The organism is Streptomyces sp. NPDC048623, assembly GCF_040650755.1.
Classification (GTDB): Bacteria; Actinomycetota; Actinomycetes; order Streptomycetales; family Streptomycetaceae; genus Streptomyces.
Genome location: NZ_JBEZHV010000010.1, coordinates 26,106 through 52,686 on the forward strand (window position 1 = coordinate 26,106; position 26,581 = coordinate 52,686).

24 protein-coding genes and 1 pseudogene are annotated in these 26,581 nt (G+C 71.6%); 13 read left to right on the forward strand and 12 right to left on the reverse strand.

Going from position 1 to position 26,581, the window contains the following annotated elements:
* Positions 1-22 precede the first annotated feature (22 nt).
* The 4 genes and pseudogenes from AB0C73_RS16670 to AB0C73_RS16685 all read right to left on the reverse strand — a co-directional run.
* Entirely contained in the window at positions 23-1,315 is a 1,293-nt protein-coding gene (locus AB0C73_RS16670; RefSeq protein ID WP_362530060.1) for a cytochrome P450, read from the reverse strand.
* The gene (locus tag AB0C73_RS16675) at positions 1,312-1,869 is read right to left on the reverse strand and encodes a cupin domain-containing protein (RefSeq protein WP_362530062.1); all 558 of its coding nucleotides are present in this window, start codon (positions 1,867-1,869) and stop codon (positions 1,312-1,314) included. Before AB0C73_RS16675 ends, AB0C73_RS16670 begins: the two co-directional genes overlap by 4 nt.
* Before the next feature lie 16 nt (positions 1,870-1,885).
* On the reverse strand, positions 1,886-3,109 hold the full coding sequence (locus AB0C73_RS16680) for a cytochrome P450 (RefSeq protein ID WP_362530065.1): 1,224 nt from the start codon (positions 3,107-3,109) through the stop codon (positions 1,886-1,888).
* A 248-nt stretch (positions 3,110-3,357) separates the two neighbouring features.
* Positions 3,358-4,413 (reverse strand): annotated as a pseudogene (locus AB0C73_RS16685) (type III polyketide synthase); the annotation flags it as partial.
* A 437-nt stretch (positions 4,414-4,850) separates the two neighbouring features.
* On the opposite strand from AB0C73_RS16685, the gene paaK reads away from it, so the two are divergent.
* A complete protein-coding gene (gene paaK, locus AB0C73_RS16690) occupies positions 4,851-6,140 on the forward strand; it encodes a phenylacetate--CoA ligase PaaK (protein WP_362530068.1) in 1,290 nt (429 codons plus the stop codon).
* Here the strand turns inward: paaK and AB0C73_RS16695 are convergent.
* Positions 6,106-7,635, reverse strand: a complete 1,530-nt coding sequence (locus tag AB0C73_RS16695; RefSeq protein ID WP_362530071.1) for a fatty acyl-CoA synthetase — start codon at positions 7,633-7,635, stop codon at positions 6,106-6,108. The genes paaK and AB0C73_RS16695 overlap by 35 nt on opposite strands.
* A gap of 275 nt (positions 7,636-7,910) precedes the next feature.
* On the opposite strand from AB0C73_RS16695, the gene AB0C73_RS16700 reads away from it, so the two are divergent.
* Together AB0C73_RS16700 and AB0C73_RS16705 are read left to right on the forward strand one after the other, a co-directional pair.
* Entirely contained in the window at positions 7,911-8,468 is a 558-nt protein-coding gene (locus AB0C73_RS16700; RefSeq protein ID WP_362530074.1) for a hypothetical protein, read from the forward strand.
* A 4-nt stretch (positions 8,469-8,472) separates the two neighbouring features.
* Positions 8,473-9,318 carry a S1 RNA-binding domain-containing protein gene (locus tag AB0C73_RS16705; protein ID WP_362530076.1) on the forward strand — a complete coding sequence of 282 codons (846 nt, stop codon included), beginning with the start codon at positions 8,473-8,475 and terminating at the stop codon, positions 9,316-9,318.
* 23 nt (positions 9,319-9,341) lie between these two features.
* Here the strand turns inward: AB0C73_RS16705 and AB0C73_RS16710 are convergent, their stop codons facing one another.
* Positions 9,342-9,743, reverse strand: coding sequence for a DUF5958 family protein (locus tag AB0C73_RS16710; protein ID WP_362530079.1), 402 nt, complete (start codon positions 9,741-9,743; stop codon positions 9,342-9,344).
* Positions 9,744-10,148: 405 nt separating this feature from the next.
* Between AB0C73_RS16710 and AB0C73_RS16715 the strand changes: the two genes are divergently transcribed.
* Entirely contained in the window at positions 10,149-10,475 is a 327-nt protein-coding gene (locus AB0C73_RS16715; RefSeq protein ID WP_362530082.1) for a DUF427 domain-containing protein, read from the forward strand.
* Between the two features lie 15 nt (positions 10,476-10,490).
* Here the strand turns inward: AB0C73_RS16715 and AB0C73_RS16720 are convergent, their stop codons facing one another.
* Complete coding sequence (locus AB0C73_RS16720) at positions 10,491-11,162, reverse strand: CDP-alcohol phosphatidyltransferase family protein (RefSeq protein WP_362530085.1); 672 nt, start codon at positions 11,160-11,162, stop codon at positions 10,491-10,493.
* A 110-nt stretch (positions 11,163-11,272) separates the two neighbouring features.
* Here AB0C73_RS16720 and AB0C73_RS16725 point away from each other — a divergent pair, with 110 nt between their 5' ends.
* Entirely contained in the window at positions 11,273-11,875 is a 603-nt protein-coding gene (locus tag AB0C73_RS16725) for an SRPBCC family protein (RefSeq protein WP_362530088.1), read from the forward strand.
* An 88-nt stretch (positions 11,876-11,963) separates the two neighbouring features.
* On the opposite strand, the gene AB0C73_RS16730 is transcribed toward AB0C73_RS16725, so the two are convergent.
* Positions 11,964-13,337, reverse strand: coding sequence for an NAD(P)/FAD-dependent oxidoreductase (locus tag AB0C73_RS16730; RefSeq protein ID WP_362530091.1), 1,374 nt, complete (start codon positions 13,335-13,337; stop codon positions 11,964-11,966).
* A 440-nt stretch (positions 13,338-13,777) separates the two neighbouring features.
* On the opposite strand from AB0C73_RS16730, the gene AB0C73_RS16735 reads away from it, so the two are divergent.
* From AB0C73_RS16735 to AB0C73_RS16750, 4 genes are all read left to right on the forward strand, one after another.
* On the forward strand, positions 13,778-15,352 hold the full coding sequence (locus tag AB0C73_RS16735; RefSeq protein WP_362530094.1) for a radical SAM protein: 1,575 nt from the start codon (positions 13,778-13,780) through the stop codon (positions 15,350-15,352).
* Entirely contained in the window at positions 15,349-16,152 is an 804-nt protein-coding gene (locus AB0C73_RS16740; RefSeq protein ID WP_362530095.1) for a methyltransferase domain-containing protein, read from the forward strand. Before AB0C73_RS16735 ends, AB0C73_RS16740 begins: the two co-directional genes overlap by 4 nt.
* A gap of 190 nt (positions 16,153-16,342) precedes the next feature.
* Positions 16,343-16,465 (forward strand): hypothetical protein, encoded by a 123-nt coding sequence (locus AB0C73_RS16745; RefSeq protein ID WP_362530097.1) that lies wholly within the window; start codon positions 16,343-16,345, stop codon positions 16,463-16,465.
* Positions 16,466-16,653: 188 nt separating this feature from the next.
* Positions 16,654-17,373: a Crp/Fnr family transcriptional regulator gene (locus AB0C73_RS16750; RefSeq protein ID WP_362530099.1), complete on the forward strand. Its 720-nt coding sequence runs from the start codon at positions 16,654-16,656 to the stop codon at positions 17,371-17,373.
* A 31-nt stretch (positions 17,374-17,404) separates the two neighbouring features.
* Here the strand turns inward: AB0C73_RS16750 and AB0C73_RS16755 are convergent, their stop codons facing one another.
* Positions 17,405-17,914, reverse strand: a complete 510-nt coding sequence (locus AB0C73_RS16755; RefSeq protein ID WP_362530101.1) for a hypothetical protein — start codon at positions 17,912-17,914, stop codon at positions 17,405-17,407.
* A gap of 270 nt (positions 17,915-18,184) precedes the next feature.
* Between AB0C73_RS16755 and AB0C73_RS16760 the strand changes: the two genes are divergently transcribed.
* Genes AB0C73_RS16760 through AB0C73_RS16770 form a run of 3 tightly spaced genes read left to right on the forward strand, consistent with a single transcriptional unit; the run spans position 18,185 to position 20,726 of the window.
* Positions 18,185-18,691: a hypothetical protein gene (locus AB0C73_RS16760; RefSeq protein ID WP_362530104.1), complete on the forward strand. Its 507-nt coding sequence runs from the start codon at positions 18,185-18,187 to the stop codon at positions 18,689-18,691.
* Between the two features lie 53 nt (positions 18,692-18,744).
* Entirely contained in the window at positions 18,745-20,151 is a 1,407-nt protein-coding gene (locus AB0C73_RS16765) for an SPFH domain-containing protein (RefSeq protein WP_362530107.1), read from the forward strand.
* 32 nt (positions 20,152-20,183) lie between these two features.
* Positions 20,184-20,726, forward strand: a complete 543-nt coding sequence (locus tag AB0C73_RS16770) for a hypothetical protein (RefSeq protein ID WP_362530110.1) — start codon at positions 20,184-20,186, stop codon at positions 20,724-20,726.
* 388 nt (positions 20,727-21,114) lie between these two features.
* On the opposite strand, the gene AB0C73_RS16775 is transcribed toward AB0C73_RS16770, so the two are convergent.
* From AB0C73_RS16775 to AB0C73_RS16785, 3 genes are all read right to left on the reverse strand, one after another.
* Positions 21,115-22,002 (reverse strand): serine protease, encoded by an 888-nt coding sequence (locus tag AB0C73_RS16775; RefSeq protein ID WP_362530113.1) that lies wholly within the window; start codon positions 22,000-22,002, stop codon positions 21,115-21,117.
* A gap of 132 nt (positions 22,003-22,134) precedes the next feature.
* Positions 22,135-23,688 carry an acyl-CoA synthetase gene (locus AB0C73_RS16780; protein WP_362530115.1) on the reverse strand — a complete coding sequence of 518 codons (1,554 nt, stop codon included), beginning with the start codon at positions 23,686-23,688 and terminating at the stop codon, positions 22,135-22,137.
* The gene (locus AB0C73_RS16785; RefSeq protein WP_362530117.1) at positions 23,685-24,794 is read right to left on the reverse strand and encodes a nitronate monooxygenase; all 1,110 of its coding nucleotides are present in this window, start codon (positions 24,792-24,794) and stop codon (positions 23,685-23,687) included. Before AB0C73_RS16785 ends, AB0C73_RS16780 begins: the two co-directional genes overlap by 4 nt.
* Before the next feature lie 98 nt (positions 24,795-24,892).
* Between AB0C73_RS16785 and AB0C73_RS16790 the strand changes: the two genes are divergently transcribed.
* Positions 24,893-26,572, forward strand: a complete 1,680-nt coding sequence (locus tag AB0C73_RS16790; protein WP_362530120.1) for a serine hydrolase — start codon at positions 24,893-24,895, stop codon at positions 26,570-26,572.
* Positions 26,573-26,581 lie beyond the last annotated feature (9 nt).

Genomic DNA, 26,581 nt, shown 5'->3' on the forward strand with positions numbered 1-26,581 from the left:
GCGGGGCCGCGGTGCCAGTGGTTTACCAGGTGACGGGGAGGGTCTCCGGGCCCCGGTTGACGGTGCCGGTGCGCCAGGCGATGTGCTCGGGCGGGGCGGCGAGCGCGAGGCCGGGGAACCGCCTGAGCAGGGTGCCGAGCATGACCTCGGCCTCCATGCGGGCGAGTTGGGCGCCGGCGCAGTAGTGGGCGCCGTGGCCGAACGCGAGGTGCGGGGCCTCGGCGCGGGTGAGGTCGAGCCGGTCGGGGTCGGTGAAGACGGCGGGGTCGCGGTTGGCGGCGGGGTAGAAGACGTGGACGGCCTCGCCGGCCCGGACGGTGACGCCGCCGACCTCGATGTCGGCGGTGGCGATGCGTGGCATGCCGACGCCGTTGCGCTGCGGGATGTAGCGCAGGAGTTCGTCGACGGCGCCGGACAGGCGGCCGGGCTCGGTGCACGGCTCGGAGCCCAGCTCGGTGCTCATCTCGGCGCGCAGTTCGGCGCGCAGTTCGGCGGTCTGCTCGGGGTGGGTGAGGAGCACGTACACCATGGTGGAGACGATGTTGCGGACGGCGTCGAGGCCGTTGAGGGTGAGCATGACCGCCATGGAGACCAGCTCGGGGGTGCTGAGCTCGCCGGCGGCGCGGGCCGCGGCGAGTTCGCTGATCAGGTCGTCGGCGGGGTGCGCGGCGCGGTGCCGGGCGAGGTCGGCGAAGTAGCCGGCGATCTCCCGCTTGACGGCCTCCCCGGCGTCGGCGGTGGTGTCGTGGGAGAGGATCCCGGCGCGCCAGTCCTGGACCCGGTCGAGGTCGGCGGCGGGGACGCCGAGGAGTTCGGCGACGACCGCGGCGGACAGCGGGCCGACGTAGCTCTCGGCGATGTCGGTGGGCGGGCCGGTCTCCAGGAGGTCCAGGGCGAGGGTCTCGGCGCGCCGCTCGGTGTGGGCGCGCAGGGCGGCGATGCGACGGCGGCCGAAGGTGGGGGCGATGAGCCGGCGCAGCCTGGTGTGGTCGGGCGGGTCGGCGCGGCCGACGCCGCCGGCCGGGGCGAGGGTGTGCGGGGTGGTGCTGGGCAGGGGCCGGCCGACGGTGAGCGCGCGGCTCATCCGGGGGTCGGCGCCGATCAGCCTGACGTCCTCGTAGCGGGTGACGAGCCAGGCGTGGCCCTCGCCGTACGGGAGGCGTACGCGGGCGACGGGCTCTTCGTGGAGGAGGCGGTGCGGCACCGGGTCGAAGTCGGTGCCGGGCAGCGACGCCACGGCCCAGTCGTGGACGACCGGGCCGTGGTGCGACGCGTGCGAGGCGTGGTGCGGGCCGTGGTGCGGGCTGGTGGTCATGGCGTGGGCGCGGCCTCCGGCAGGGCTCCGGCGTCGTGCCGGAGGGGGGTGATCTGCTCGATGTCGTAGCGGATCCGGAGCCGTTCGACGGCGGCGTGGTCGACCTCGCCGCCCTCGGCCGCGCCGAGGATCCCCATGAGCTCCTCGAAGTACGTCTCGTGGTACGTGGGCGGCGCGACCTGGAAGAGCATCCTGGCCGGGCGGCCGCCCACGTTGGCGAAGGCGTGCGGGCAGCCGGGCGGTACGAGCATGAGCGTGCCGGGGGTGGCCCGGACGGCCCGCCGGCCGTCGGCGGAGCGCCAGCCGCGCCAGCTGTCGGCGGTGCGCACCTCGGGTTCGAAGGCGAGCACCTCCAGCTCGCCGTCGAGGAGGTAGAACAGCTCCTCGGCACGCCCGTGGGTGTGGGCGCCGACGTCGAAGCCGGGTGGGACGGCGACTTCGAAGGTGGACGCGGTGACGGTGTGCTCGCCGGTGACCTTGAAGGTGACGTGCTGGGCCGGGGTGGCGAGGGTCCTGCCGTGCCCCGGGGGCACGATGAGGCCGGTGGGGGTCATCGTCGGTTCGGTCCTCTCACCAGGTGACGGGCAGGGTCTCGGGGCCGCGGATGAGGGCGCCGCGCTGCCAGCGGATCTCGTCCTCGGGGACGGCGAGTCTGAGGTCGGGGAAGCGGGTCCACAGGGTGTCGATCAGGATCTCGGACTCGATGCGGGCGAGTGCGGAGCCGGGGCAGTAGTGCGGGCCGTGGCCGAAGGCGACGTGCGGGTTGTAGCCGCGGTCGAAGTCGAGTTCCTCCGGGTCCGCGAAGACCTCGGGGTCGCGGTTGGCCGTGAGGTACGAGACGTAGACGGGGTCGCCGGCCGGGATGATCGTCCCGCGGACCTCGACGTCCTCCAGGGCGATCCGGGAGAGGCCCACGGCGTTGCGGTGCGGGATGTAGCGCAGGAGCTCGTCGACGGCCCGCGGGAGGAGGCCGGGTTCGGCGCGCAGCCGGGCCAGGTGGTCGGGGTGGGTGAGCAGCGCGTAGACCATGTTGGCGCTGTTGTTGCGTACGGCGTGGGCGCCGCCGATCTGGATGAGCACGGCGAGGCCGACGGCCTCGTGCTCGTCCAGGGTGTCCTCGTCGATCGCGTCGGCGAGGACGGCGGCGAGGAACTCCTTGCCGGTGCCGTGGCTGCGGCCGATGAGTTCGGTGAAGTAGCGGGCCATCTCGGCCTTGGCCTTCTCGCTGGCTTCGCGGCCCGCGCCGGCCGAGATGATGGTGTCGGACCAGAGGGCCATGAGGGGCTGGTCGCCCTCGGGGACGCCCATCAGTTCGCTGACCATGGCGAGCGGGAAGGGCCGGTTGACCAGGGCCATCAGGTCGGCGGGCGGCCCGTGCCGCTCCAGCCGGTCGAGCAGCCGGTCCATGACGTCCTGGGCGTGGTCGCGCAGGGTGCGCAGGGCCCGGGCGCCGAAGGCGCGCGCGACGACCCGGCGCATCCGGGTGTGGTCCGGCGGGTCGGCGAAGCCGACGGCGCCTTCCATGGGGATGAAGTGAGGCGCGAGCCGGGTGATGGAGCGTCCGTAGACGGCCTGGCGGCTGAACCGAGGGTCCACGGAGACGAACTTGACGTCCTCGTAGCGGGTGACGAGCCAGGCGTGGCCCTCGCCGTGCGGGAGGCGTACCCGGGTGACGGGGTCCTCGTGGAGGAGCTTGGCGAGGAGCGGGTCGAAGTCGAGCCCGGTGAGGTCGGGGACGGCCCAGAAGTGGACGTGCGGCTCGTCGCTGGTGCGGGGGGTCGTGGTCGTCGTCATCGGGCCACCGCCGTGGTCGTGGGGACGGGCAGCACCGGGGTGCTCGGGGCGGCGACGGCCGGCACCGCCGGGGCGCCTGGAGCCCCGGCGGCAGTCGGCGCCGAGGCCTGGTGCGCGACGGCCGCGTACGGCGCCGGGACGCGGTGGCCGCCGGCGGCCACGGACGCCGGGGCCCGGTGGGCACCCGCCCCGTGACGGGCCACCGCCCCGTCGTCCGCGCAGGCCGCGTCCCTGGGCCGCGGGCCGGTCCAGCTGCCGAGGGAGATCTCGGCGGTGATGCCGGGGCCGAAGCCGGCCAGGATGCCGGTGGCGCCGGGGGCGGGTCCGCCCTCCTCGAAGAGGCGGCGCAGCGCGTCGAGGACGACGGCGCTGGCGATGTTGCCGTACTCGGTCAGCGTCGCCCGGCTGAAGCGGAACATGTCGGCGGGCACGCCCAGGTGCTTGCCGAGGTCGTCGAGGATGCGCGGGCCGCCGGCGTGGACGAGGTAGAAGTCCTGGCGGCCGGCGTCGCGGCCGTGCCGGGCGGCGAGTTCGACGAGGGCGGGGGCGAGTTGCTCCATGGTGCCGGGGACCCGCTTGTCGAGCATGAAGTGGAAGCCGGTCTCGCGGACCTTGTAGGCGATCCAGTCCTCGCTGCCCGGGACGAGGTAGGAGCCGTTGCGTTCGAGCCGGATGCCGGTGACCCCGGTGACTCCGGTGCCGCCGGAGCCCCGTACGACGGCGGCGGCAACGGCGTCGCCGAAGAGCCCGTTCGAGAGCAGATTGCCGGTGGTGAGATCGGTGGGCTGGTAGCAGAGCGAGCAGAACTCGCAGGCCACGACGAGGACGTTGGCGCCGGGGTAGGCGGAGCAGAAGTCGTGGGCGCGGTTGATCGCCGCTCCGCCGGCGGCACAGCCGAGCTGGGCGATGGGCATCTGGCGAGTGTCGCTGCGGAAGCCCAGGTTGTTGATCATCCACGCGGTGAGCGAGGGCATCATGAAGCCCGTGCAGGACACGTAGACGATGAGGTCGATGTCGCGCGGTCCGAGCCCGGCGTGGCCGAGGGCCTCGGCGACGACGGCGGGGACCCGCGCCTTGGCCTCGGTCTCGTAGCGCGCGTTACGGGCCTCGAAGCCCGGGTGCGCGAGCGTCCGTTCGATGGGCTGGACCAGATGCCGTCGGGCCACGCCTGTGTTGCGGATCAGCCGGAGGACGAGCGGCAGCGACGCGTGGTCCGTGTGGAGCGTGCGGGCCAGGTCGAGGGTCTCCTCCTGCGTGATCACGTGTTCGGGCACGGCGACGGCGGGACGGCACAGGACAGGCATGGTGGTCGTGGGTCCATTTCGTCCGGGGCTGGGGAGGGGAGCCGGACGGACTTCATCTTGGGGTCCGTTTTCCCCCGCGCCGCGCCGTATCCGCGCTCCGCGGCGTAATCGCACCCGAATGTGTGATCTTGACCCGACCCGCGTGACCTGCGGAAAGGTGACTCCGGTGACCATCGCCGGGCCAGTCGGACGACCGAGTGCAGAATTCCGGGCCCGACCTCTTGCCAAGCCCGGGGTGTGGCCGGTTTTACTGATGCAGCACACAGCTACCGAATGATCGGTCGTCCGGTTTACGGCGTGCGGTGCGGTGGCGTGGTGGCGTGGTCGAGGTGGCGCACAAGGTGCGGCGTGGCGCGTGAGGCGCGCGCGGCCTGAGGCGATCCGATGTGAGGCGATGCGGTGTGAGGCGATGCGGTGTGAGGCGAGGGAGTGGCGGCATGACGGATCTGCTGGACGCCGGCGAGCGGCTCGGACGCGACGAGCTGGCGGCCCTCCAGCTGGAGCGGCTGCGCGCGACCCTGCGCCATGCCTACGACAACGTGCCTTTCTACCGGCAGTCGTTCGACAAGGCGGGGGTACGGCCGGAGGACTGCCGCTCCCTCGCCGATCTGGCCCGCTTCCCCTTCACAGCGAAGACCGATCTGCGCGACCAGTACCCCTTCGGCATGTTCGCGGTCGAGCAGTCCGAGATCCGCCGCATCCACGCCTCCAGCGGCACCACCGGACGGCCCACCGTGGTCGGCTACACCCAGCGCGACCTCGACACCTGGGCGGACGTGGTGGCCCGGTCGATCCGCGCGGCCGGCGGCCGGCCCGGGCACAAGGTGCATGTGGCGTACGGATACGGCCTGTTCACCGGCGGTCTGGGCGCGCACTACGGCGCCGAACGCCTCGGCTGTACGGTGATCCCCGCCTCCGGCGGCATGACCGCCCGTCAGGTCCAGCTGATCCAGGACTTCCGGCCCGAGATCATCATGGTCACGCCCTCCTACATGCTCACCCTGCTCGACGAGTTCGAGCGTCAGGGCGTCGACCCGCGCGGCACCTCCCTGAAGGTCGGCATCTTCGGCGCCGAGCCGTGGACCGAGGAGATGCGCCGCGAGATCGAGGAGCGCTTCGCCATCGACGCCGTGGACATCTACGGCCTGTCCGAGGTCATGGGCCCGGGCGTCGCCCAGGAGTGCGTCGAGACCAAGGACGGACTGCACATCTGGGAGGACCACTTCTACCCGGAGGTCGTGGACCCGTTCACCGGCGAGGTGCTGCCGGACGGCGAGGAGGGCGAGTTGGTCTTCACCTCGCTCACCAAGGAGGCCATGCCGGTGGTGCGCTACCGCACCCGCGACCTGACCCGGCTGCTCCCCGGCACCGCGCGCGTCTTCCGGCGCATGCAGAAGATCACCGGCCGCAGCGACGACATGGTGATCCTGCGCGGGGTCAACCTCTTCCCCACGCAGATCGAGGAGATCGTCCTCCGCACCCCCGCCGTGGCCCCGCACTTCCAGCTCCGGCTGACCAAGGAGGGCCGTATGGACGCCCTCACGGTACGGGCCGAGGCGCGCCCGGACGCCTCGCCCGAGCAGCGCGCGGACGCCGCCCGTACGATCGCGAAGGCGGTCAAGGACGGCATCGGCGTCTCGGTGGCCGTGGAGGTGGTCGACCCGGAGACGCTGGAGCGTTCGGTCGGCAAGATCAAGCGGATCGTGGACCTGCGCCGGGAGCACTGAACCGGTCCCGCAGCTCCCGCTTCAGGATCTTCCCGCTCGCGTTGCGCGGCAGCGCGTCCACCAGGACGATCCGCTTCGGGGCCTTGAAGTGGGCCAGCTTCTCGCGGGCGTGGGCGAGGAGTTCGGCCTCGGTGACCCCGGCCTCGGCGCGCGGGACGACGAAGGCGGTGACCGCCTCGATCCAGCGCGGGTCGGGGAGGCCGACGACAGCGGTCTCGGCGACCGCCGGGTGGGTGTAGAGGGCGTCCTCGACCTGGCGGGAGGCGACGAGCACGCCGCCGGAGTTGATGACGTCCTTGACCCGGTCGACGACCGTGAAGTAGCCCTCGGCGTCGCGCACGGCGAGGTCGCCGGAGCGGAACCAGCCGTCGCGGAAGGCCGCCGCGGTCTCCTCGGGCTTGTCCCAGTAGCCCTCGCACAACTGCGGTGAGCGGTAGACGACTTCGCCTGCCGTGCCGTCGGGCACGTCCTTGCCGTCCTCGTCGGCGATCCGCGCCTCGACGTGACGGACCGGCCGGCCGCAGGAGTCCATGCGGCCCTCGTGCTCGTCGGGGCCGAGGACGGTGGCGAGCGGGCCGATCTCGGACTGTCCGAAGCAGTTGTAGAAGCGCAGACCGGGCAGCCGGGCGCGCAGGCCCTCCAGGACGGGCACGGGCATGATCGAGGCGCCGTAGTAGGCCTTGCGGAGGGCGGAGAGGTCACGGGTGGCGAACTCGGGGTGGTTGGCCAGGGCGATCCAGACGGTGGGCGGCGCGAACAGGCTGTCGCAGCGGCCTGCTTCGATCAGGTCGAAGAGGACGGCCGGGTCGGGCCCGTCGACGATGGTGCTCTCGGCCCCGACCGCGAGGTAGGGCAGCAGGAAGACATGCATCTGCGCCGAGTGGTAGAGCGGCAGCGAGTGCACCGGGCGGTCGTCCTCGTGCAGGCCGAGGGCGTCGATCGCGCTCGCGTACTCGTGGACCAGGGCCCGGTGGGTCATCATCGCGCCCTTGGGCAGCGCGGTGGTGCCCGAGGTGTAGAGCAGCTGGACGAGATCGCGCGCGTCGTGGTCCGTGTCGTACGGCTCCGGCTCGGCGAGCGCTGTGAGCAGCGAGTCCTCGGTGTCCCGCAGGGCCCGTACGGGGAGGTCGCCGGGGACGCGGTCGGCGAGTGCCGGATCGGCGAGGACGAGTGAACTGCCCGACTGGCGCAGGATGTAGCCGAGGTCGTCACCGGTGAGGTGGTGGTTGACCGGCACGTGCACGAGGCCGGCGCGGGCGCAGGCGAGGAACGCGATCAGATAGGCGTCGGAGTTGTGGGCGTACGTCGCCACGCGGTCGTACTCCCGCAGGCCCCACCGCTCCCGCAGCACGGCGGCCGCCGTGGTGACGGCGGCGTCGAGCTCGGCGTAGGTCCAGGCGCGGTCGGCGTAGCGCAGGGCGGTCCGGTCGGGTACGCGCTGGGCGCTCATGCGCAGGACACCGTCGACGGTACGGGTGAGCAGTCGTCGTTCCATGGCTCGAGATCCTCGGCGCGGCCGGGCGGCCGGTCAAGTACCGCGACAGACACGCGGGGCGGCGACCTCGGACACCGAACGGACTGTTGGCAGGGCAAGCGTTTGGCCGTCTGGATGGCCCAACCGCGTTCCCCGCACGCCCGTTGGGAAGCACCTTGCACCTCCGCACCTTCTTCTCCGCGCGCCTGATCACCGGTGCCCCTCACTGGGCCTTCTGGGCGCGGAGGGAGTAGATAATCTGACTGCCTCGTAGGCGGCTGAGCGATCAGGGTGAGGTGGTGTGGAAGGTGGGCGTCTGGAGGGTTGTCGACGAGGCTGACCGCGTTCAGTGGGAGATGCTCCCTGGCGTGGGCGTCGGGCCGCTGAAGTTCGGCATGTCGCACAACGAAGCGGCCGCTGCGATCGCAGACGTATTGAGCCCTCTCACCACTCGTGGCGGCTATGGCAGCCCTGTTGAGAGTGCGGAGTTCTCCCTCGTCGGTGCAGCAATCGCGCCGGCGGTGACGGCTTACTACGACGTCGGCCGCCTGGCTTGTGTCGCCGTGAACGCACTTCGCGGTCCACAAGTCACCTTGGACGGACTGCGGCTCGTCGGCCGCGTCCCATCTGAGCTCGAGGACGCCTTCGCCGAGTACACCTCCACGAACGGCCACGACCTGCGGTACTCCCAGCACGCAGACCCAGGCTCCGAGACGCTCGGCCTCGTCCTCCGCACCCAACGCGCCGGGGACGTAGTCCTGAGCAGGCCGGTGTTGGTCGCCTCCACCTGGGCCGAGCGCTGCTGTGACCTCTCTGAAGGCTGCATCCCCACTGAGGAGTGGTCCGCGTCGTAGGGTCATGAACGTGACCGAACCCCAGTCGAGCGAGGCATTGAAGAGCTTTCTGAACACGCTGCGGGCCGGCGAAGTCCGCACCGGCCGCGTCATCAGCGTCGAAGACCGGGAGGTGCTCGTCGAACTGGACGGGTTCTCCGGTTCCGGTCGAGCAGTGGGTCATATCCCCCGTGGCGATCTGACCCGGAAGGCGATCGGGCATCCGTCCGAAGTCGTGAGCAAGGGACAGCGGCTCACCTTCGAAGTGATAGCCGTCGACCGGCAGCAGGAGTGCGTCTGGGCCTCCGCCTCAGCGTGTGAGGACCCGGCTCTGCGAGCGTTCCTTCTTGGCCTTACGCGTGGCGCAACACACCAAGGTCAGGTGCAGAGCGTCCACAACTTCGGTGTGTTCGTGAACCTCGACGGCGAACCCGCCGATCTGTGCACCGGGTTCATCAGAGGCCCTGAACTGAGCTGGCTGCGGATCGACCACCCCGCAGATGCCGTCACGGCCGGCCAACGGGTCATGGGCGAGATCATCGACGTCGACACCCGGCGTGGACAGGTCCAGCTGTCACTGAAGGCACTCCAGGAGAACCCGCTCGCTCCCTTCGCCGACCAAGCAGGCCTTGTCACGACCGGCAGGGTCACCAAGCTGATCCCGTTCGGAGCCTTCGTCCGCATCGCCGACGGAGTCGAAGGCCTCGTGCACAACACCGAGTTCGGTGACGAGCCCGTCGAGGACCCCGGCCAGATCGTGAGCGAGGGCGACGAGATCAGCGTACGGATCCTCGAAGTCGACCTCACGCGCCACCGCCTCACCCTCTCCGCCAGAAACATGCCGCCGCGGGACGGGAAACGATCTTCGTGAGGGAGGAAGCAGGTTGTGAGCAGTCATTCAGCGGCAGACAGGTGGTGCCACCAGTGAGCGCAACCGCCGGAGCAGTAGAGCTCGCGGCGTCGCGCGTCGGCGACCGTGAGCACCGCGATCAGCAGCCTGAATGCCTTGCGGCGTTCGTCGCGGGGCCTGAGACCGGCGATCTTTCCCAGTTGCTCGTCGATCCGGCCCCGTGAGATCAGCACCGCCGGCGTATGCGTCGGGCGCAGCCCAGCCCGGCGGATGCTCTCTGGCGCATCCCCGGCGACAGCGCGCGCCTGGACACAGTGATGACGCAGGGATAGGAGCACCACGGACTCGTCTTCCGGGCCGAGGCCGTCGAACCACTCGATGCCCTCGGACATGGGGCGCAGCCCCTGCGCGAGTTCATTGAGCAAGACGTCCCGTTCGTTCACCATGCCCCCGGAAGATCAGGCGGCACTCGGCCGCGGCGCCGGCGTGGATCCATCCGCCTCGTCAGGACGCATGCCCACAGCTCACTGACCACGCCACTCTGCCGTGCGCAGCCGCTCGAACACCAACCCGTTACGAGTGCCATCGGTGCAGTGCCGGGGGAAACGATCCCCAGTCAGCCGGGAAGCGATCTTCTTCAGCCTCTGGAGCGCCGGGCGGTGCTCCGGGTGCCGGCGGAGCGGGCCACCGTGACGGAGGCGGCCGACTGCACGCACCGATGCCGAGGTGTGGCGGGATCCTCACGGCGTCCACGGGCGGTATCAAAGGTGAGCGTCCTCACTGAAGAGGCCGGGCGGGCCTGCCTAGCGTGAAGCCATCCGGGGCTTTCCGCCCCGTTCACGGTGAGGAGCATGGCCATGCTGCGTGCGGTGTGGAACGGCAGGGTGATCGCGGAGGCCCCGCGCACGGTGATCGTGGAGGGCAATCACTACTTCCCGCCCGAGTCGCTCGACCGGCAGTACGTCAGGGCGAGCAGGTCCAGGTCGCTGTGTTTCTGGAAGGGGGTGGCCCACTACTACAGCCTTGAGGTCGATGGGCGGACGAATCCGAACGCCGCCTGGTACTACCCCAAGCCGAGCCCGCTCGCCCGGAGGATCAAGGACCATGTGGCGTTCTGGCAGGGCGTGCGCGTGGAGGGCACTGCGGAGTCCGGCGTTCCCGCTGACGGCGGGAAGTGACGGTCGACGGCACAGTCAGCGGCGGGTGAGGTGCCGGACGGCGACCACGGCCTGGAGGGCGGCGGCCGGCCGCAGCAGGACGGGGCGTGGCCGCTCGGGCATCGTGCCGCGCCGCACGGCGACGCCGGTGAGGGTGACAACGGGAACCGCCCAGGCTGCGGCCGCCGCCGCTCGTACGGTGCGACTCGGCTCGTGGCGCAGGGTGAGCCACATCCAGTAGGCGGCGTCGGCGAAGGTGTCCGCGTAGTCGCCGAACGGGGTGACCGTGCTCTGGCGGCGGGCCAGGCGTCCGTCGGCGAGATCGAGGCCGATCGCAAGCATTCCGGAGGCGCGGCCGGATCCGCCGGGCAGGGCGGGGAGGTTGGCGCGGAGCAGCGTGAGTACGTCTGCGGTGGCCAGGCGGGTGCGGTGCTCCAGGAGCCCCAGGTGCAGGACGGAAAGTCCCCAGCTGGTCGCCACCCAGCCCCGTCCGGGCCGCCTGCCGGCGGCCAGCGCGTACAGGGCTGCGTGCAGGGCCGTGAGCTCGGCCAGGGCCCGCGGACGGCGCACGGCCTGGTGCAGCGACCGACGCGCAGCCTGGTCGAGGAAGCGTACGAGGGCTGCCGAGGCGGGGCGCCCTTCGCGCAGTTCCCTCAGAAGCGCGTTCGTGGCGGCTCGGCTGTCGGTCATCTCGGCTACGGGCTGCACGCTTCTCCTTCCTCCGGATCGTGATGGCGCTCAGGTTAGGGGCCGACGCGTGGGGAGGACGGTGAGCGCGCTCACTGAACGCGGGGGCTGGCGGCCCTAGCGTCGGAGGAGTGAAGCGACGGACGCGTGGAGAGGTCTCGGCGATGGTGTGGATCGGTGCTCTGGCGTCAGCGGCAGTGGCGGGTGCGGGAGCCGCGGCGGGGTATCTGGGGCTGGTGACCGGGGCACTGCCCCTGGACGTGGGTGTCGGCCGGCGCACCCGGCCGCTGGGACCGCAGACCGTTGATGTCGCCGCGCCACGCGAGGTGGTGTTCGACGTCGTCGCCCAGCCGTATCTGGGCCGGGCCACACGGGCCATGCGGGAGAAGGTCCAGGTCCTTGAGCGGGGCACCGACATGGTGCTCGCCGCCCATCGCACTCCGGTCGCGGGCGGGCGGCTGACCGCGACGACGACGGAGACGGTGCGATTCACCCGCCCGGAAAGGGTCGATTTCCGCCTCGTGCGCGGGCCGGTCCCGACCGTCGCCGAGTCGTTCGTCCTCACCGAGCGCGGGCCGGGCACGCGCCTGGTGTACGAGGGAGAGCTCGCCACGGACCTGTGGCGAGCCGGCGAGTGGTGGGGCGGCCTGGTCGCCCCACGGTGGGAGGCCACCGTCGCCACGTCCCTGGCGGCGATCCGCCAGGAGGCCGAACGACGGGCGAAGGCGGCCTGATCCGGGCGCTGCGTTCGGCTCCGCCGGGCACCGGGTTGCTGCCACGACCGCGAGGACCCGAGCGGATGCCCCTTTCCACGGGGCCTCGTCAGTTGTCGTGGCGCAGGTCGGCGAGGGCGTCCTCGACTCCGCGGTGGAAGGTGGGGTAGGCGTAGATCATGTGGCGGAGCCGGTCGACGGGGATCTGGTTCTGGACGGCGACGGCCAGCCCGTACAGGACCTCCCCGCCCGTCGGTCCGGCGGAGGTGGCGCCGACGAGGACGCCCCGGTCGATGTCCTCGACCAGTTTGATCAGGCCGTGGTTGCCGGCCTTGTGGATCCAGCCGCGCGCCGACGAGGGCACTCGTGCGGTGCCGGTCCGCACCGCCAGTCCCTGCTCGCGGGCCGCCTGTTCGCTCAGCCCGACGGAGCCGACCTCAGGATCGGTGAAGGTGACGCGGGGCAGGGCTCGGTAGTCGGCGTCCGGGCCCGGTCGGCCGAGGATGTCGCGTACGGCGATCTCGGCCTGGTACATCGCCACGTGCGTGAACAGTCCCCGTCCGGTGAGGTCGCCGACACCCCACAGGCCGTCGGCGGCCCGCATCTGTGCGTCCACGGCCAGCGCGCGGGCAGCGGGGTCGAGACCGATGGTTTCGAGGCCGAGCCCGCTCAGATCGGGTCGGCGACCGGTGGCCACCAGCAGACGCTGTCCGGTGACCTCTTCCCCGCCGTCGAGCGTCAGCCGGAACACGTCGTCCGCGTGACGGACCCCGGTGGCACGCGCTCCGACGCGTACGGTGACGCCCTCCTCCTGCAGCACCTCGTGGAGCAGCTCGCCGGCCTCGGGCTCGTCCGCGGGCAGCAGCCGCTCCATCGCCTCCACGACGGTCACGGCGGTGCCGAAGCGGGCGAAGGCCTGCGCCAGTTCGACGCCGATGGCGCCGCCGCCGAGCACCAGCAGCGATGCGGGCGGCTCCTTGGCGGAGACGGCCTGCCGGTTCGTCCAGTACGGCACATCCGCCAGACCCGGCACCGGCGGGATCTGCGGGCGGCTGCCGGTGGCCAGCACCACCCCGCGCCGTACGGAGAATGCCTGGCCGTCGGCCTCCACGCGGCCGGGGCCGGCCAGTCGGGCACGGCCGCGCACGAAGTGGCCGCCCTTGCGGGTGAACCGGTCGACGGCGACCTGGTCGTCCCAGTCGTCCGTGGCCTCGTCCCTGATCCGGGCGGCGACCGGCGCGAAGTCCGCGTGGACCCGGGTCTCGCCGGCCATGCCGGGGACCCGCCGGGCCTCGGCCAGGAGGTTCCCGGCGCGAATCATCATCTTGCTGGGGATGCACGCCCAGTACGGGCATTCGCCGCCGACGAGTTCCACCTCCACCCCTACCACGTCAAGGCCTTCCTCGGCCAGCCGCTCGGCGACATGCTCACCGCCCACCCCCATTCCGATCACCACAACGTCGACTGCCTGTTCCCGCGCCATGAGGGCCTCCTCGATCAGACGTGCCCGGGGATCTCGGATATGCGTATCCCGGGGCGACGGGGGTGCTGGTGCCGCCACGTCGCCGGCGTCACCCGGGTGGTGGCCACGCCCGCCCGGGCCGGCCGCGTCCCTTCATCGCGAATAACCCCTTGAGCCGGCTCGGGCCATCGGCTCGCGCGGGGGCGGGCACCTTTTCGCACCCTTCGATCGTGCCGGGGACGAAGGAGGAGGTTCGGTGAGCGCGCTTACAGTTCTCGCCCTGCCCGGCGGCCTACGTTCGGATCATGGTGCTCAGGATCGTTCTCGGGACAGCGTCCTCGGCGATGGCCATCACCCAGCTGCTGTTCCACTCCGCCCGCACCACACCCGCCCCCTCGACAGGCGTCCGACCGACTGGAGGCGAGGGACCGTGCGCCGCACGACTCACAGAGGAGCTCCGCGTGACTCAGGAAGCCGCACCCCAGGCCAAGACCGAACGCGACGAGGTGTTCGTGGAGTTCACCAAGTCGATCTGCCCGATGTGCAAGACACCCGTCGACGCACAGGTCAACATCCGAAACGACAAGGTGTACCTGCGTAAACGCTGCCGTGAGCACGGCGAGTTCGAGGCACTGGTCTACGGGGACGCCGAGGAGTACCTGTCCTCGGCCCGGTTCAACAAGCCCGGCACCATCCCGCTCACGTTCCAGACCGAGGTGAAGGACGGCTGCCCGCTCGACTGCGGGCTGTGCCCCGAGCACAAACAGCACGCCTGCCTGGGAATCATCGAGGTCAACACCGGTTGCAACCTGGACTGCCCGATCTGCTTCGCCGACTCAGGACACCAGCCGGACGGCTACTCCATCACCCACGAGCAGTGCGAGCGCATGCTCGACACCTTCGTCGCGAGCGAGGGCGAGGCGGAGGTGGTGATGTTCTCCGGCGGCGAGCCCACCATCCACAAGCACATCCTCGACTTCATCGACCTCGCCCAGGCCCGCCCGATCAAGAACGTCAACCTCAACACCAACGGCATCCGTCTCGCCACGGACAAGCACTTCGTCGCCGAACTCGGCAAGCGCAACCAAGCTCCGGGCAAGTCGGTGAACATCTATCTCCAGTTCGACGGCTTCGAGGAGCGCACCCACCTGGAGATCCGGGGCCGGGACCTGCGTACGTTCAAGCAGCGGGCGCTCGACAACTGCGCCGAGCACGGGCTGACCGTCACCCTGGTCGCCGCCGTCGAGCGCGGTCGGAACGAGCACGAGGTCGGCGCGATCATCGAGTACGGCATCGACCACCCCGCCGTCCGCTCGGTCGCCTTCCAGCCGGTCACGCACTCCGGCCGGCACGTCCAGTTCGACCCGCTGAACCGCCTCACCAATCCCGACGTCATCCGGCTCATCAACGAACAGCGGCCGGAGTGGTTCCAGAAGGGCGACTTCTTCCCCGTCCCCTGCTGTTTCCCGACCTGCCGCTCCATCACCTACCTGCTGGTGGACGGCGAACCGGGCAATCGCACGGTCGTGCCGATCCCGCGCCTGCTGAACGTCGAGGACTACCTGGACTACGTCACCAACCGCGTCATGCCCGACACCGGCATCCGCGAGGCCCTGGAGAGGCTGTGGTCGGCCTCCGCGTTCATGGGGACGGAGACCACCGAGGAGAAGCTGCGGGCCGCGGCCGAGGCCCTGGACTGCGCGGACTCCTGCGGCATCGACCTGCCCCAAGCGGTGAAGGACCTCAACGACAAGGCGTTCATGATCGTCGTGCAGGACTTCCAGGACCCCTACACCCTCAACGTCAAGCAGCTGATGAAGTGCTGCATCGAGGAGATCACCCCCGACGGCCGCCTCATCCCCTTCTGCGCCTACAACTCCGCCGGCTACCGCGAACAGGTCCGCGCCGAGATGTCCGGCGTGCACGTCGCCCCGGTCGCCCCCAACGCCCTGCCGCTCGCCGGCCGCCTCACGGAGACCCCGTACGGATCGAAGACCGCGAGCACCCCGGGCGAGGAAGGGAAGCTCCCGTCATGACCCGGACGCCCAACGGCGAGGAGCTGAAGGCGTGCTGCGCCGCCGCGTACTCCTCCGACGTCGTCGCGCTGCTCCTCGGCGACTCCTACCACCCCGGCGGCACCGCCCTGACCCGCCGGCTCGCCGACGGCCTCGGTCTCACCCCGGGAGCGCGGGTCCTCGACGTCGCCTCCGGGCGCGGCACCACCGCCCTGCTCCTCGCCGACAGCTACGGCGCCGAGGTCGACGGGGTGGACTACGCGCCCGGGAACACCGCCCTCGCCCAGGGCGCCGCGCAGGCAGCCGACCTCGCCGACCGGGCCCGCTTCACCACCGGGGACGCCGAGCACCTCCCGTACCCGGATGGCGTCTTCGACGCGGTCGTGTGCGAGTGCGCCCTGTGCACGTTTCCCGACAAGGCGCGGGCCGCGGCCGAGTTCGCCCGCGTCCTGGGGCCCGGCGGCCGCCTCGGCATCACCGACGTCACAGTCACCGCAGAGCGGCTTCCGCCGGAGCTCACCGGCCTCGGCGCCCGCATCGCCTGCATCGCCGACGCCCGGCCGCTCCAGCAGTACACCGAGATCCTGGCGGGCGCGGGCCTGCGCACGCTCCGCACCGAGCGCCACGACCAGGCGATGCTGCGGATGATCGACCAGATCGAGGCAAGGCTGAACCTGCTACGCATGACCGCCGCGGCACATCTCACCACCGCGGGCGTCGACCTCGACGCCGCCCCCGCCGTCCTGGCGGCCGCCCGGTCTGCGGTCTCGGACGGCGTCCTCGGCTACGCGCTGCTGATCGCCGAGCGCACGCCGCGGTAGGGGGCCGGGGGCGGAGGCGCCTGCCGCGTCAGCTCCATCCCGGGCGCCGACCGGCAGCCGGACGCCGGACGCCGGACGCCGAGTGGGACCACCACCGCGTACGTAAGGGTGCTCACATACCTGCCCACACCACCCGGTCTAGCGTCGTCGACGACAGCGAAGGCACGAACCCACGGATGGGACGATCACCATGACCACGGCAGCACACGCCTCCCCCAAGATCGCCTCGATCCCCGTGCACGCCGTCCGGGGCGCTGCGGCCGGACTCCTCGGCGGCGTCGGCATGGGCAAGCGCACCGGTCCGGCCCGATGAGCAGCGAGCCCGCCGCGTCGTCCCCTGGTCCGACTGCCGCACCGTCGGGCGCGGCGCCGCGGCGCACAGGCCGGGTCGACGGCGCGGTGCCCTACTGTCTGGCCAGCAGCGCCGAGGCACTGGGCAGCCCGGCGTGGGGCGCCGCACCACCACCATGGGCCCCCGGACGACGCGAGGAGACGCACACCATGACCGACGCCGCAGCAGGCCACGAAGGTCCGGAGCGGACCTGGTGCCTGGCCGAGGTCGACATCTTCTGCGACCTGTCCGAGCAGGAGATGGAAGCCATCGCCGCCGCCGCTCCGATGAAGACGTATCAGGCCGGCGAGATCCTGTACTCGCCCACCCAGCCCTCCGAGGTGCTGTTCATCCTCAAGAAGGGCCGAGTCCGCGTCTTCCGGGTCTCCGCCGACGGCCGCGCGCTGACCACCGCGATCGTCAGCCCCGGCACCATCTTCGGCGAGATGGTCCTGCTCGGGCAGCACATGTACGACAACTACGCCGAAGCCCTCGACGACACCGTCGTGTGTGTGATGAGCCGCGGCGACGTCCACCGGCTCCTGCTCGCCGACGCCCGCATCGCCGCCCGGATCACCGCGATCCTCGGCCGGCGCCTGGCCGACCTCGAACAGCGTCTGTCCGACAGCGTGTTCAAGACCGTCGCCCAGCGCGTCGCCACCACACTGACCACCCTGACCAGCGCCCAGCCCCCGGCAAGCCCGCTGCGGCCGGTCGGACGCCACCCGCAGATCGCCCTCACCCACGAACAGCTCGCCGCCCTCGCCGGCACCTCCCGCGAGACCTGCACCAAGGTGCTGCGCGACTACGCCGACCACGGCCTGCTCCGCCTGGCCCGCGGACGCATCACCGTCCTCGATCCCGAGCGGCTCAAGGACGCCGCCGGCTGACAGCGCCACACACCAGAATCAGCCGGCTCACCTAAGCCGTGATGGAGAAGAAGTCGCCGAGTGCGCGGGCAACGCGGTTCGGGTGTCCTCCGTTGTCAGCGGCAAGGTGGCCGACGCCTGAGAGGGTGACTCGACGGGCGTGGGGCATGGCTGTCTGGAGTGCGTCGAGGGCCTCTTCGAGGTAGCGAGGGCTGCGGCTGCCACCGAGGAGGAGCGTGTCGGCACGTACGGCCGCGGAAGCCTCGATGAGGTCTGCTGCGCCGAGTACCAGCTGCGCGTCGTGGTGCATCGTCGGGATGAGATCGAGCAGCGGCACCGCGTCGGCGGGGGCCTGTCCGGCCTGCGCGCGCATCGCGAAGTGCATCAGGGGGACGGTCACGGCGCGGGGCAGGATCTGCAGGAGCCGGGAGTCCTTGGTGCCCTTGGCGACGGTGACCATGGCGGCGGCAAAGTGCCCTTGGCGCATCTCGCGGTCGTAGCGGCCGAGCCAGTGGGCGGGGTCGGAGCCGTGGACGGGCAGAGGCGGCTCGTAGAGGGCCACTTGGTGGTCGGCGGTAGCCGATGACAGTGCCGTCCTTGGACGTGACGGATCCGGTGAGATAGGGAGTCGTGGTTCTGTTCATGGCCCCTCACTCGGACGTGATACGCCGGTCGCCGCCATGGCCCGGGCGGGTGTCGGCCAAGGACAGGCGGCACTCGAACGGCATCAAGAGCGCATAAAGATTGCCGAGAACCGGCAATGAACAAGCGTGCCCTCCCATGGAACCATCCCCGTGACGGCGGAAAGCGCGCGTGGAACGGGGTGTTGCCGATGGACTGGTTTCTTGGTCTGGGCATCGCCGGTCTGGTGCTGCTGGTCCTGTCCCTGATCTTCGACGGGGTGTTGGAGGGGGTCCTCGACGGGTTCGGCGGGGGGCTGGACGGGTTTCTGTCGTTGCCGGTGATCGCCGGGTTCGTATCGGCTCTCGGTTTCACGGGAGCGATCGTGCTCGGGACCACCGGTACGGGGGCGGGGGTCGCCACCGGTGCGGGCGTGCTCACGGGGGCAGTCGTGGGATGGGCGACCTGGCGGTTCAGCCGGGCGCTCATGCGCGACGCCGGCACGCCCGCGCCGAGGGGCGAGGACCTGACCGGGACGCCGGGGTCGGTGATCACGGCGATCCCGGCCGACGGGTACGGCGAGGTGCTGCTGTATCTCGCGGGCCAGCCGGTGAAGTACGCCGCGAGGTCGGCGTCGGCAGTCGGCCGCGGCACCGAGGTGTGGGTCGAGTCCGTTCTTTCGCCGACGTCCGTCAGCGTCCGGCCGGTCGAACGCTGACCCTGCGCCCGCCGGCAACTCTTCGAAGCTACTTCTGATCGAAAGGGGTTCCCATGAGCCCTGTACTGGTGTCCGTGCTGGGCATCGTCGCCCTTGTCGTCCTGCTCGGCCTCGTCGTCATCACGCGCTACAAAGTCGCGGGCCCCAGCGAGGCGTTCATCATCACAGGTCGGCGCGGCAAGAAGGCCACCGATCCGGCCACCGGGCGGGAGTACACCGACAACAGCGGCCAGAAGGTCGTCGTCGGTGGCGGCGTTTTCGTCGTGCCGTTCGTACAGCAGAAGTTCAGCCTCGACCTGTCCAGCCGGCACATCCCTGTCGCGGTACGGGGCGCGGTCACCCTGCGCGGGGTGAAGGCGAACCTGGAGGGCGTCGCGATCGTCAAGGTCGGGGGCACCGAGGACTCCATCCGGGCCGCCGCCCAGCGATTCCTCATGCAGCAGGACGGGATCGTCGGCTTCACCCAGGAGGTGCTGTCCGGCGCGCTGCGCTCGATCGTCGGCCGGATGTCGGTCGAGGACATCATCCGCGACCGCGCCGCGTTCGCCGGGCAGGTCGCGGAGGAGGCCGAGGCGAGCCTGTCCGGGCAGGGCCTGGTGCTCGACGCCTTCCAGATCCAGGACATCACCACCGAGGGCTCCTACCTGGAGGACCTCGGCCGGCCCGAGGCCGCCCGCGCCAAGCAGGAGGCCGACATCGCCGAGGCCGTCGCCCGCCGGGCCGCCGAGCAGGCCCGGCTCAAGGCCGAGGAGGAGATCGCCGTCGCGCAGCGGACCCTCTACCTGAAGCAGGCCGAGATCAAGGCCCAGACCGACGAGGCGGCCGCCCAGGCCAACGCCGCGGGCCCGCTGGCCAAGGCCGCGCGTCAGCAGGACGTCCTCACCGAGCAGGAGAAGGTCGCCGCCCGGCAGGCCGCGCTGACCGACCGCCAGCTCGACACCGAGGTCCGCAAGCCCGCCGACGCCGCCCGCTACCGGGCCGAGCAGGAGGCCGAGGCCCGCCGCATCGCCCTGGTCAAGGAGGCCGAGGCGGCCGCCGAGCGCGCCCGGCTGACCGGTGAGGGCGAGAAGGCCCAGCGCGCCGCCCTCGCCGAGGCCGTACGGATAGAGGGCGAGGCCCAGGCCGCCGCCATCGCCGCCAAGGGCTCGGCGGAGGCCGAGGCGATGCTCAAGAAGGCCGACGCCTTCGGACAGTACGGCGACGCCGCCGTCCTGCAGATGCTCGTCGAGATCCTGCCCCAGGTCGTCGCCAAGGCCGCCGAACCGCTCGCCGCAGTCGACAAGATGACCGTCATCTCCACGGACGGTGCGAGCCGGCTGACCCGCACCGTCACCGACAACGTCGCCCAGGGCATGGAACTGCTCACCTCCGCCACCGGGGTCGACCTCGCCGCCCTCCTCCAGGGCGTCACCCAGAAGAAGCCGGAGACGCCGAGCGCGGCGGTCGAGATCACCGACTAGAACAGAGCGAGAACAGAGGCAGAGGGGGCACCGTGAGAACCAGCTTCAAGATTCACGCCGGGCTGCAGTTCGCCCTGTCCCTCGCGGGACTTCTCGCCGCGACGTTCACCGCCCTGCCGGACCTGCCGCCCTTCGCCGACGAGTGGCTCCTGCTCGGCATCGGCATCGCCCTGCTCCTGCCGCTCCACGTGCTGACGATCGTCCGCAGCAACATGATCGCCTTGCGCACCGACAGCCTCACGACCAAAGCGCACCAGTGGCGAGCCCTCCGCGCCCTCCCGCTCCCGGCCCAGCTCCTGCTGGTGGGCGCGGGCCTGGCCGGAGCCGCGCTGTTCGTCGGCACGGGGAGAGCCCCCTCCCACCTCCTGAACCCCGGCTCCGCGCAGGGCCGGTACTTCGCCGTCGAGACCACCGACCCGAAGCGGCAGCCGATAGAGATCACAAAGAGCACGTACGAAGCCCTCCGCAAGGACGAGCAGACGTCGCTCTTCGCGGGATACGGCCTCATCGCGGCCGGCGGTGGCGGCCTGACGCTCGTCTTCGCGAAGCTCGATGCCTGGGCCGGCGCACGTTGAGCAGAGGCACCCGGCACGGCAAGCCCTACAGCGCCGTCCAACGACGTCTCCAGAGCATCCTGGTCGCCATCGGCGGAGTCCTCGCCCTGCTCGCGGGCACCGCACTGCCGACAGTGCCTGACCGGCCAACGCGGACCGGCCGGTCACGGGTTACGAGCGGATCGTCGGCACCGTCGGGACGCCGCGCGCGCGGAAGGGCGCTGCGGGACGCGGTGGCGGAGCTGCGGGCGGCGGAGGTCGCGCGCGGTACGAGCCATGTGCGGGCGGTCGGCTGGGACGGGAGCGGCGGTCCGGTGGCCCGCGCCCGGCTCCCGAGGTCCTCGAAGGTCCCCCTGGAGCCGGGCGAGCGGGCGAGCGGGCGGAGTTCAGCGGGCGTGGGACCGTGGTGTCACGGCTTCGGCAGGGCGCAGCCGGGGCGGCTCAGGTCGAAGACGCTGCCCGCGCCGATGCAGGGGACCATGTTGTACGTCTCCTGGGCGTAGTTGATGCCCTGGCGGACCGTCACGACGCCGTTCTCGTCCACCTCGCACGGGTTGTTGACGGTGCAGCTCTGCCCGTCCTCGTTGCCCGTGTTGTTGACGGCGACGACCTTGCCGGTGTTCCGGTCGATGACCGGCGAGCCGGAGGTGCCGCCGATGGTGTTGCAGGTCGAGGTGTAGCGGACCGAGTCCTTCCAGGTCCAGTCGCCCTCCTTGAGGCGGTAGACGAACCCGTCGATGTCGCAGCTGTAGGTCCGCTTCCAGTACCCCGAGACGACCGTGATCGGCGTGCCCGCCACCGGGTGGGTGTCGGAGAGGGTGAGGGCGCTGATCCCGTAGGTGCTCTGGATCTGCGCGTAGGTCTTGGTCAGCTGGTAGACCGAGACGTCCGTGTCGGTCATCGTGCCGTACGCGATCTTGCTGGCGCGCAGGGTGCCGACGCCGGTGCCGGCCGAGTTGAGCAGCGTGAACGAGCGGCTGGAGCGCTTGTTCATGACGACCTGGCCGGGCGCCGGGAAGCCGGTCTCCAGGCAGTGGCCGTTGGACAGGACGAGCGCGGGGTCGCTCAGCAGGGAGCTGGGCGTGCGCACGACGGAGCCGGAGCAGTTGCTGAGCGCGACCGTGCCGGCGAAGTCGACGGCGGCGAGCGCCGGGGACGCCGGCTGCGCGGGGGCGCTGCGCGGCGCGGACGCCGGGGCCTGTGCGGCCGTGTCCGAGGGTGCGGACGCCACGGCCGGGGCTGCCGCCGCTCCGGTGAGGAGCAGGGCGAGCAGGGCACCGACGAGAGGCTTCTTCATGTGGGGGTTCCCCTCTGCATGGTGTGCGACCGGAGATCCTCCGGTTGTCATGGGCATTCTCGAAAGACCCGTCTCCGCTGACAAGAGGGCGTCACGCGCCACCCGCCCGCCGGCACCCGGTGACCCCGCCCGTCACAGCGGCCGCTCGTGGCCCTCCCAGTACGGTTCGCGCAGACGGCGCTTGTAGAGCTTGCCGTTGGGGTCGCGGGGCATGTGGGGGATGAAGTCGACCGACTTCGGGCGCTTGTAGCCGGCGAGCCGCGCCTCGCAGTGGGCGAGGATCGCGGCCGCGAGTTCCGGGCCGGGGGTGTGGCCCTCGGCGGGTTCGACGACGGCCTTGACCTCCTCGCCCCAGTCGGTGTGCGGGATGCCGAAGGCGGCGGCGTCGGCGACGGCGGGATGGGCGAGCAGGGCGGCCTCGATCTCGGCGGGGTAGATGTTGACGCCGCCGGAGATGATCATGTCGATCTTGCGGTCGCGGAGGAAGAGGAAGCCGTCCTCGTCGAGGACGCCGAGGTCGCCGACGGTGAAGAAGTCGCCGATACGGCTCGACGCGGTCTTGGCCTCGTCCTTGTGGTAGCGGAAACCGCCGGTGCTCATCTTCATGTAGACGGTGCCGAGTTCGCCGGGGCCGAGCCGCCTGCCGTCGTCGTCGAAGACGGCGAGTTCGCTGATGGGCCAGGCGCGGCCGACGGTGCCGGGCCTCTTGAGCCAGTCCTCGGCGGTGGCGAAGGCGCCGCCGCCCTCGCTGGCCGCGTAGTACTCCTCGACGCAGCTCCCCCACCAGTCGATCATGGCGCGTTTCACCTGCTCGGGGCAGGGCGCGGCACCGTGGATGGCGTGGCGCATGGCGGAGACGTCGTACCGGCTCCGTACCTCCTCGGGCAGGGCGAGGAGGCGGTGGAACTGGGTGGGCACCATATGGGTGTGGGTGCAGTGGTGGACGTCGATGAGCCGCAGCATCTCCTCGGGGGTCCACTTGTCCATGAGGACCACCGGGTGGCCGATGTGCAGGGCGGCGCCGGCGAACTGGAGCACGGCCGTGTGGTAGAGCGGCGAGCAGACGAGATGCACATGCCCGTCGAAGGGCTTGATGCCGAAGATGCCGAGGAAGCCGCCGAGATAGGTCTCCTCCGGGGGCTTGCCGGGCAGGGGGCGGCGGATGCCGCGGGGGCGGCCGGTGGTGCCCGAGGTGTAGTTCATGACCCAGCCGAGGGTGCGGCCGTCGGGCGGGGTGCCGGGCTGCCCGTCGAGGAGTCCGGCGTACGGGCGGAACCCGGGCACCGCGCCGACGGCGTAGCGCCGGCCGGCCGGGAGGCCGGCCTCCTCGGCGGCGGCGACGGCGGCCTCGGCGAAACGTTCGTGGGCGATCAGGACCTTGGCGCCGGAGTCGGAGACGATCCAGGCGATCTCGGGGCCGACGAGGTGATGGTTGACCGGCACCAGATAGAAACCGGCCTGACTGGCCGCCAGATAGGCGGTGAAGAACTCGACGCCGTTGGGCAGGACGACGGCGAAGGCGTCGCCGCGCTCCATGCCGGCGGCGCGCAGACCGTGGACGAGCTGGTTGACGGCCGTGTGGAGGCGGCCGGCGGACCACTGTTCTCCGTCCGGGGCGGTGATCACCGTCCGGCCGGGGTCGGCGGCGGCCTGCGCCCAGAAGCCGTTGGGACCCTGCTCCGTCACTGCGCGCCCCTTCCGGCGATCCGGTTGATCCGGTCCACGGCCCGCTCGAAACCGCGGGTCAGATCGTCGAAGACCTGCCGCACACTCCGCTCGGAGTTCATCCGGCCGACGATCTGGCCGACCGGTGTGCCGAGCAGCGGCCCGACCTCGTACTTCTGGATCCGGGAGACCGCCTCCGCGACGAGCAGGCCCTGCAGCGGCATCGGCAGCGGGCCGGGTCCGGCCGGGTCGTCCCAGGCGTCGGTCCACTCGGTGCGCAGCTGCCGGGCGGGCTTGCCGGTGAGGGCGCGGGAGCGGACGGTGTCGCCGGAGCCGGCGGCGAGCAGCTTCTCGGTCAGCGCGCGGGAGTGGAGTTCGGCCTCGGTGGTGGTGAGCCAGAGCGAGCCGAGCCAGACGCCCTGGGCGCCGAGGGCGAGTCCGGCGGCGATCTGTTCGCCGCTGCCGATGCCGCCGGCGGCGAGCACGGGCAGCGGGGACACGGCGTCGACGACCTCGGGGGTGAGCACCATGGAGGCGATCTCGCCGGTGTGGCCGCCGGCCTCGTAGCCCTGGGCGACGACGATGTCGATGCCGGCCTCGGCGTGGTGGCGGGCGTGCCGGGCGCTGCCGGCGAGGGCGGCGACGAGGACGCCGTGCTCGTGGGCGCGGGCGACGACGTCGGCCGGCGGGGATCCGAGTGCGTTGGCGAGGAGTCGGATCGGGTAGTCGAAGGCGACGTCGAGCTGACTGCGGGCGACCTGTTCCATCCAGCCGGTGATCCGCCAGCCGGAGGCCTCGCCCTCGGCGAGTTCGGGGACGCCGTGCTTGGCGAGGGTCTCGCGGACGAACGCGCGGTGCGCCTCGGGGATCATCGCCTCGACGTCGGCCTCGGTCACACCCTCCACCTTCTTGGCGGGCATGACGACGTCGAGGCCGTAGGGCAGGCCGTCGGTGTGCTCCTGCATCCAGTCGAGGTCGCGGGCGAGGTCGTCGGGGGCGGTGTAGCGCACGGCGCCGAGGACGCCGAACCCGCCTGCTCTGGTGATGGCGGCGGCCACCGCGGGGAAGGGCGTGAAGCCGAAGATGGCGTGCTCGATCCCCAGGGTGCGACTCAGCTCCGTCTGCATGGGCGGCAGGATGCCGCAGCTCCCGTGCCGAGGGAAGAGATTTTCTGATGCAGTGTCAGATTGTTTCGCGACGGGGAGGGCGGTGGGAGAGGGTGGGCATGACGGAGACGACGAGGACTTCGGGGTACGGGGGCGGGGCGCGGCGTACGACGCTGTCGCGCGGGTCCGCCGAGCGGGCCGGGCTGCTGCCCGGGCATCTGGACCGCCTCGTCACCGAGGCCGAGACCTTCCTGCGCCCCTCCCCCACACACCCCTGGTACGCGGGCGCCGTGCTGCTCGCCGGGCGCGGCGGCACGGTGGCGCTGCACCGTGCGATCGGCACGGCCGTGCGCTACGCGGCGTACGACGAGAAGACCGACACCGGCGTGGAGCTGCCGGCCGACGAGCGGATCCCGATGCGCGAGGACACCGTCTTCGACCTGGCATCGGTGTCCAAGCTCTTCACCTCGCTGCTCGCCGTGCAGCAGATCGAGCGCGGGGCGCTGGCGCTCGAAGAGCGGGTCACGGCGTATCTGCCGGAGTTCGGGGGCGGCGGCAAGCAGGAGATCACGGTCCGTCAGCTGCTCACCCACACCTCGGGGTTCCGGGCCTGGATCCCGCTCTTCGAGGAGCCGACCCGGGAGGGGCGGCTGCGGCTGCTGTGGAACGAGGTTCCGGCGAACCCGCCGGGCACGGTCTATCTCTACTCCGACCTGAACCTGATCACGCTGCAGCTGGTCCTGGAGGAGATCACCGATCGCACTCTGGACGACCTGCTCCGAAGCGAGATCACCGCTCCGCTCGGGATGCACCGCACCTGTTTCAATCCCCCGCTCTCGTGGCGGCCGCGGATCGCCGCCACCGAGGACGCGCGCCCGCCGTGGTCCGGGCTCGACCGGGGCATGGTGTGGGGCGAGGTGCACGACGAGAACGCGTACGGCATGGGCGGGGTGGCCGGGCACGCAGGGGTGTTCGCCGACGCGTGGGACCTCGCGGTGCTCGCCCGTACGCTGCTGAACGGCGGGGCGTACGGCGACGCGCGGATCCTCTCCCCCGCCTCCGTCGAGCTGATGTTCACCGACTTCAACACCGCGTTCCCCGGCGACGCGCACGGCCTCGGCTTCGAACTCGACCAGCGCTGGTACATGGGCGCGATGGCCACCCCGCGCACGGCCGGCCACACCGGTTTCACCGGCACCAGCCTGGTCCTCGACCCCTCCACCGACTCCTTCCTGATCGTCCTCGGCAACTCGGTCCACCCGGTGCGCGGCTGGCGCTCCGGCTCGGCGCCCCGGGTCGCCACCGCGGACGCCCTGGCCCGCGCGGTCCCGGTCCGCCCGGCCCGGGGCCGTACCGCCTGGTTCTCCGGCATGACGAACGGCACGACCGCCACGCTCACCCTCCCGGAGGTCCCGGGCGCGGCCCGCCTGGAGTGCGCCATCTGGTGGGACGCCGAACCGTCCGCGGACGCCGCCGTCCTGGAGGCCTCCACGGACGGCGGCACCACCTGGGCCCCGGTCCCCTTCAGCACCGCCGGCCCCGACGAGGAGCACCCGACGGCCGCCCTCACCGGCTGGTCCGGCCGCCGCTGGCACTCCCTGACCGCCGACCTCACCCCCTGGCCGGCCCCGCCACGCCTCCGCTGGCGCTCCACGACGGACCGACGCTACGTCGGCCGCGGGGTCTACGTGGACGTCCTCCGCCTCCTCGACGCCTCGGGCCGCCCGCTCTTCGACGAGTCCCGCCCGGCGGACCGCTCCCGCATCGAGGCGGCGGGATGGACGGAGTCGGCGGACTGAGCCGCGCCC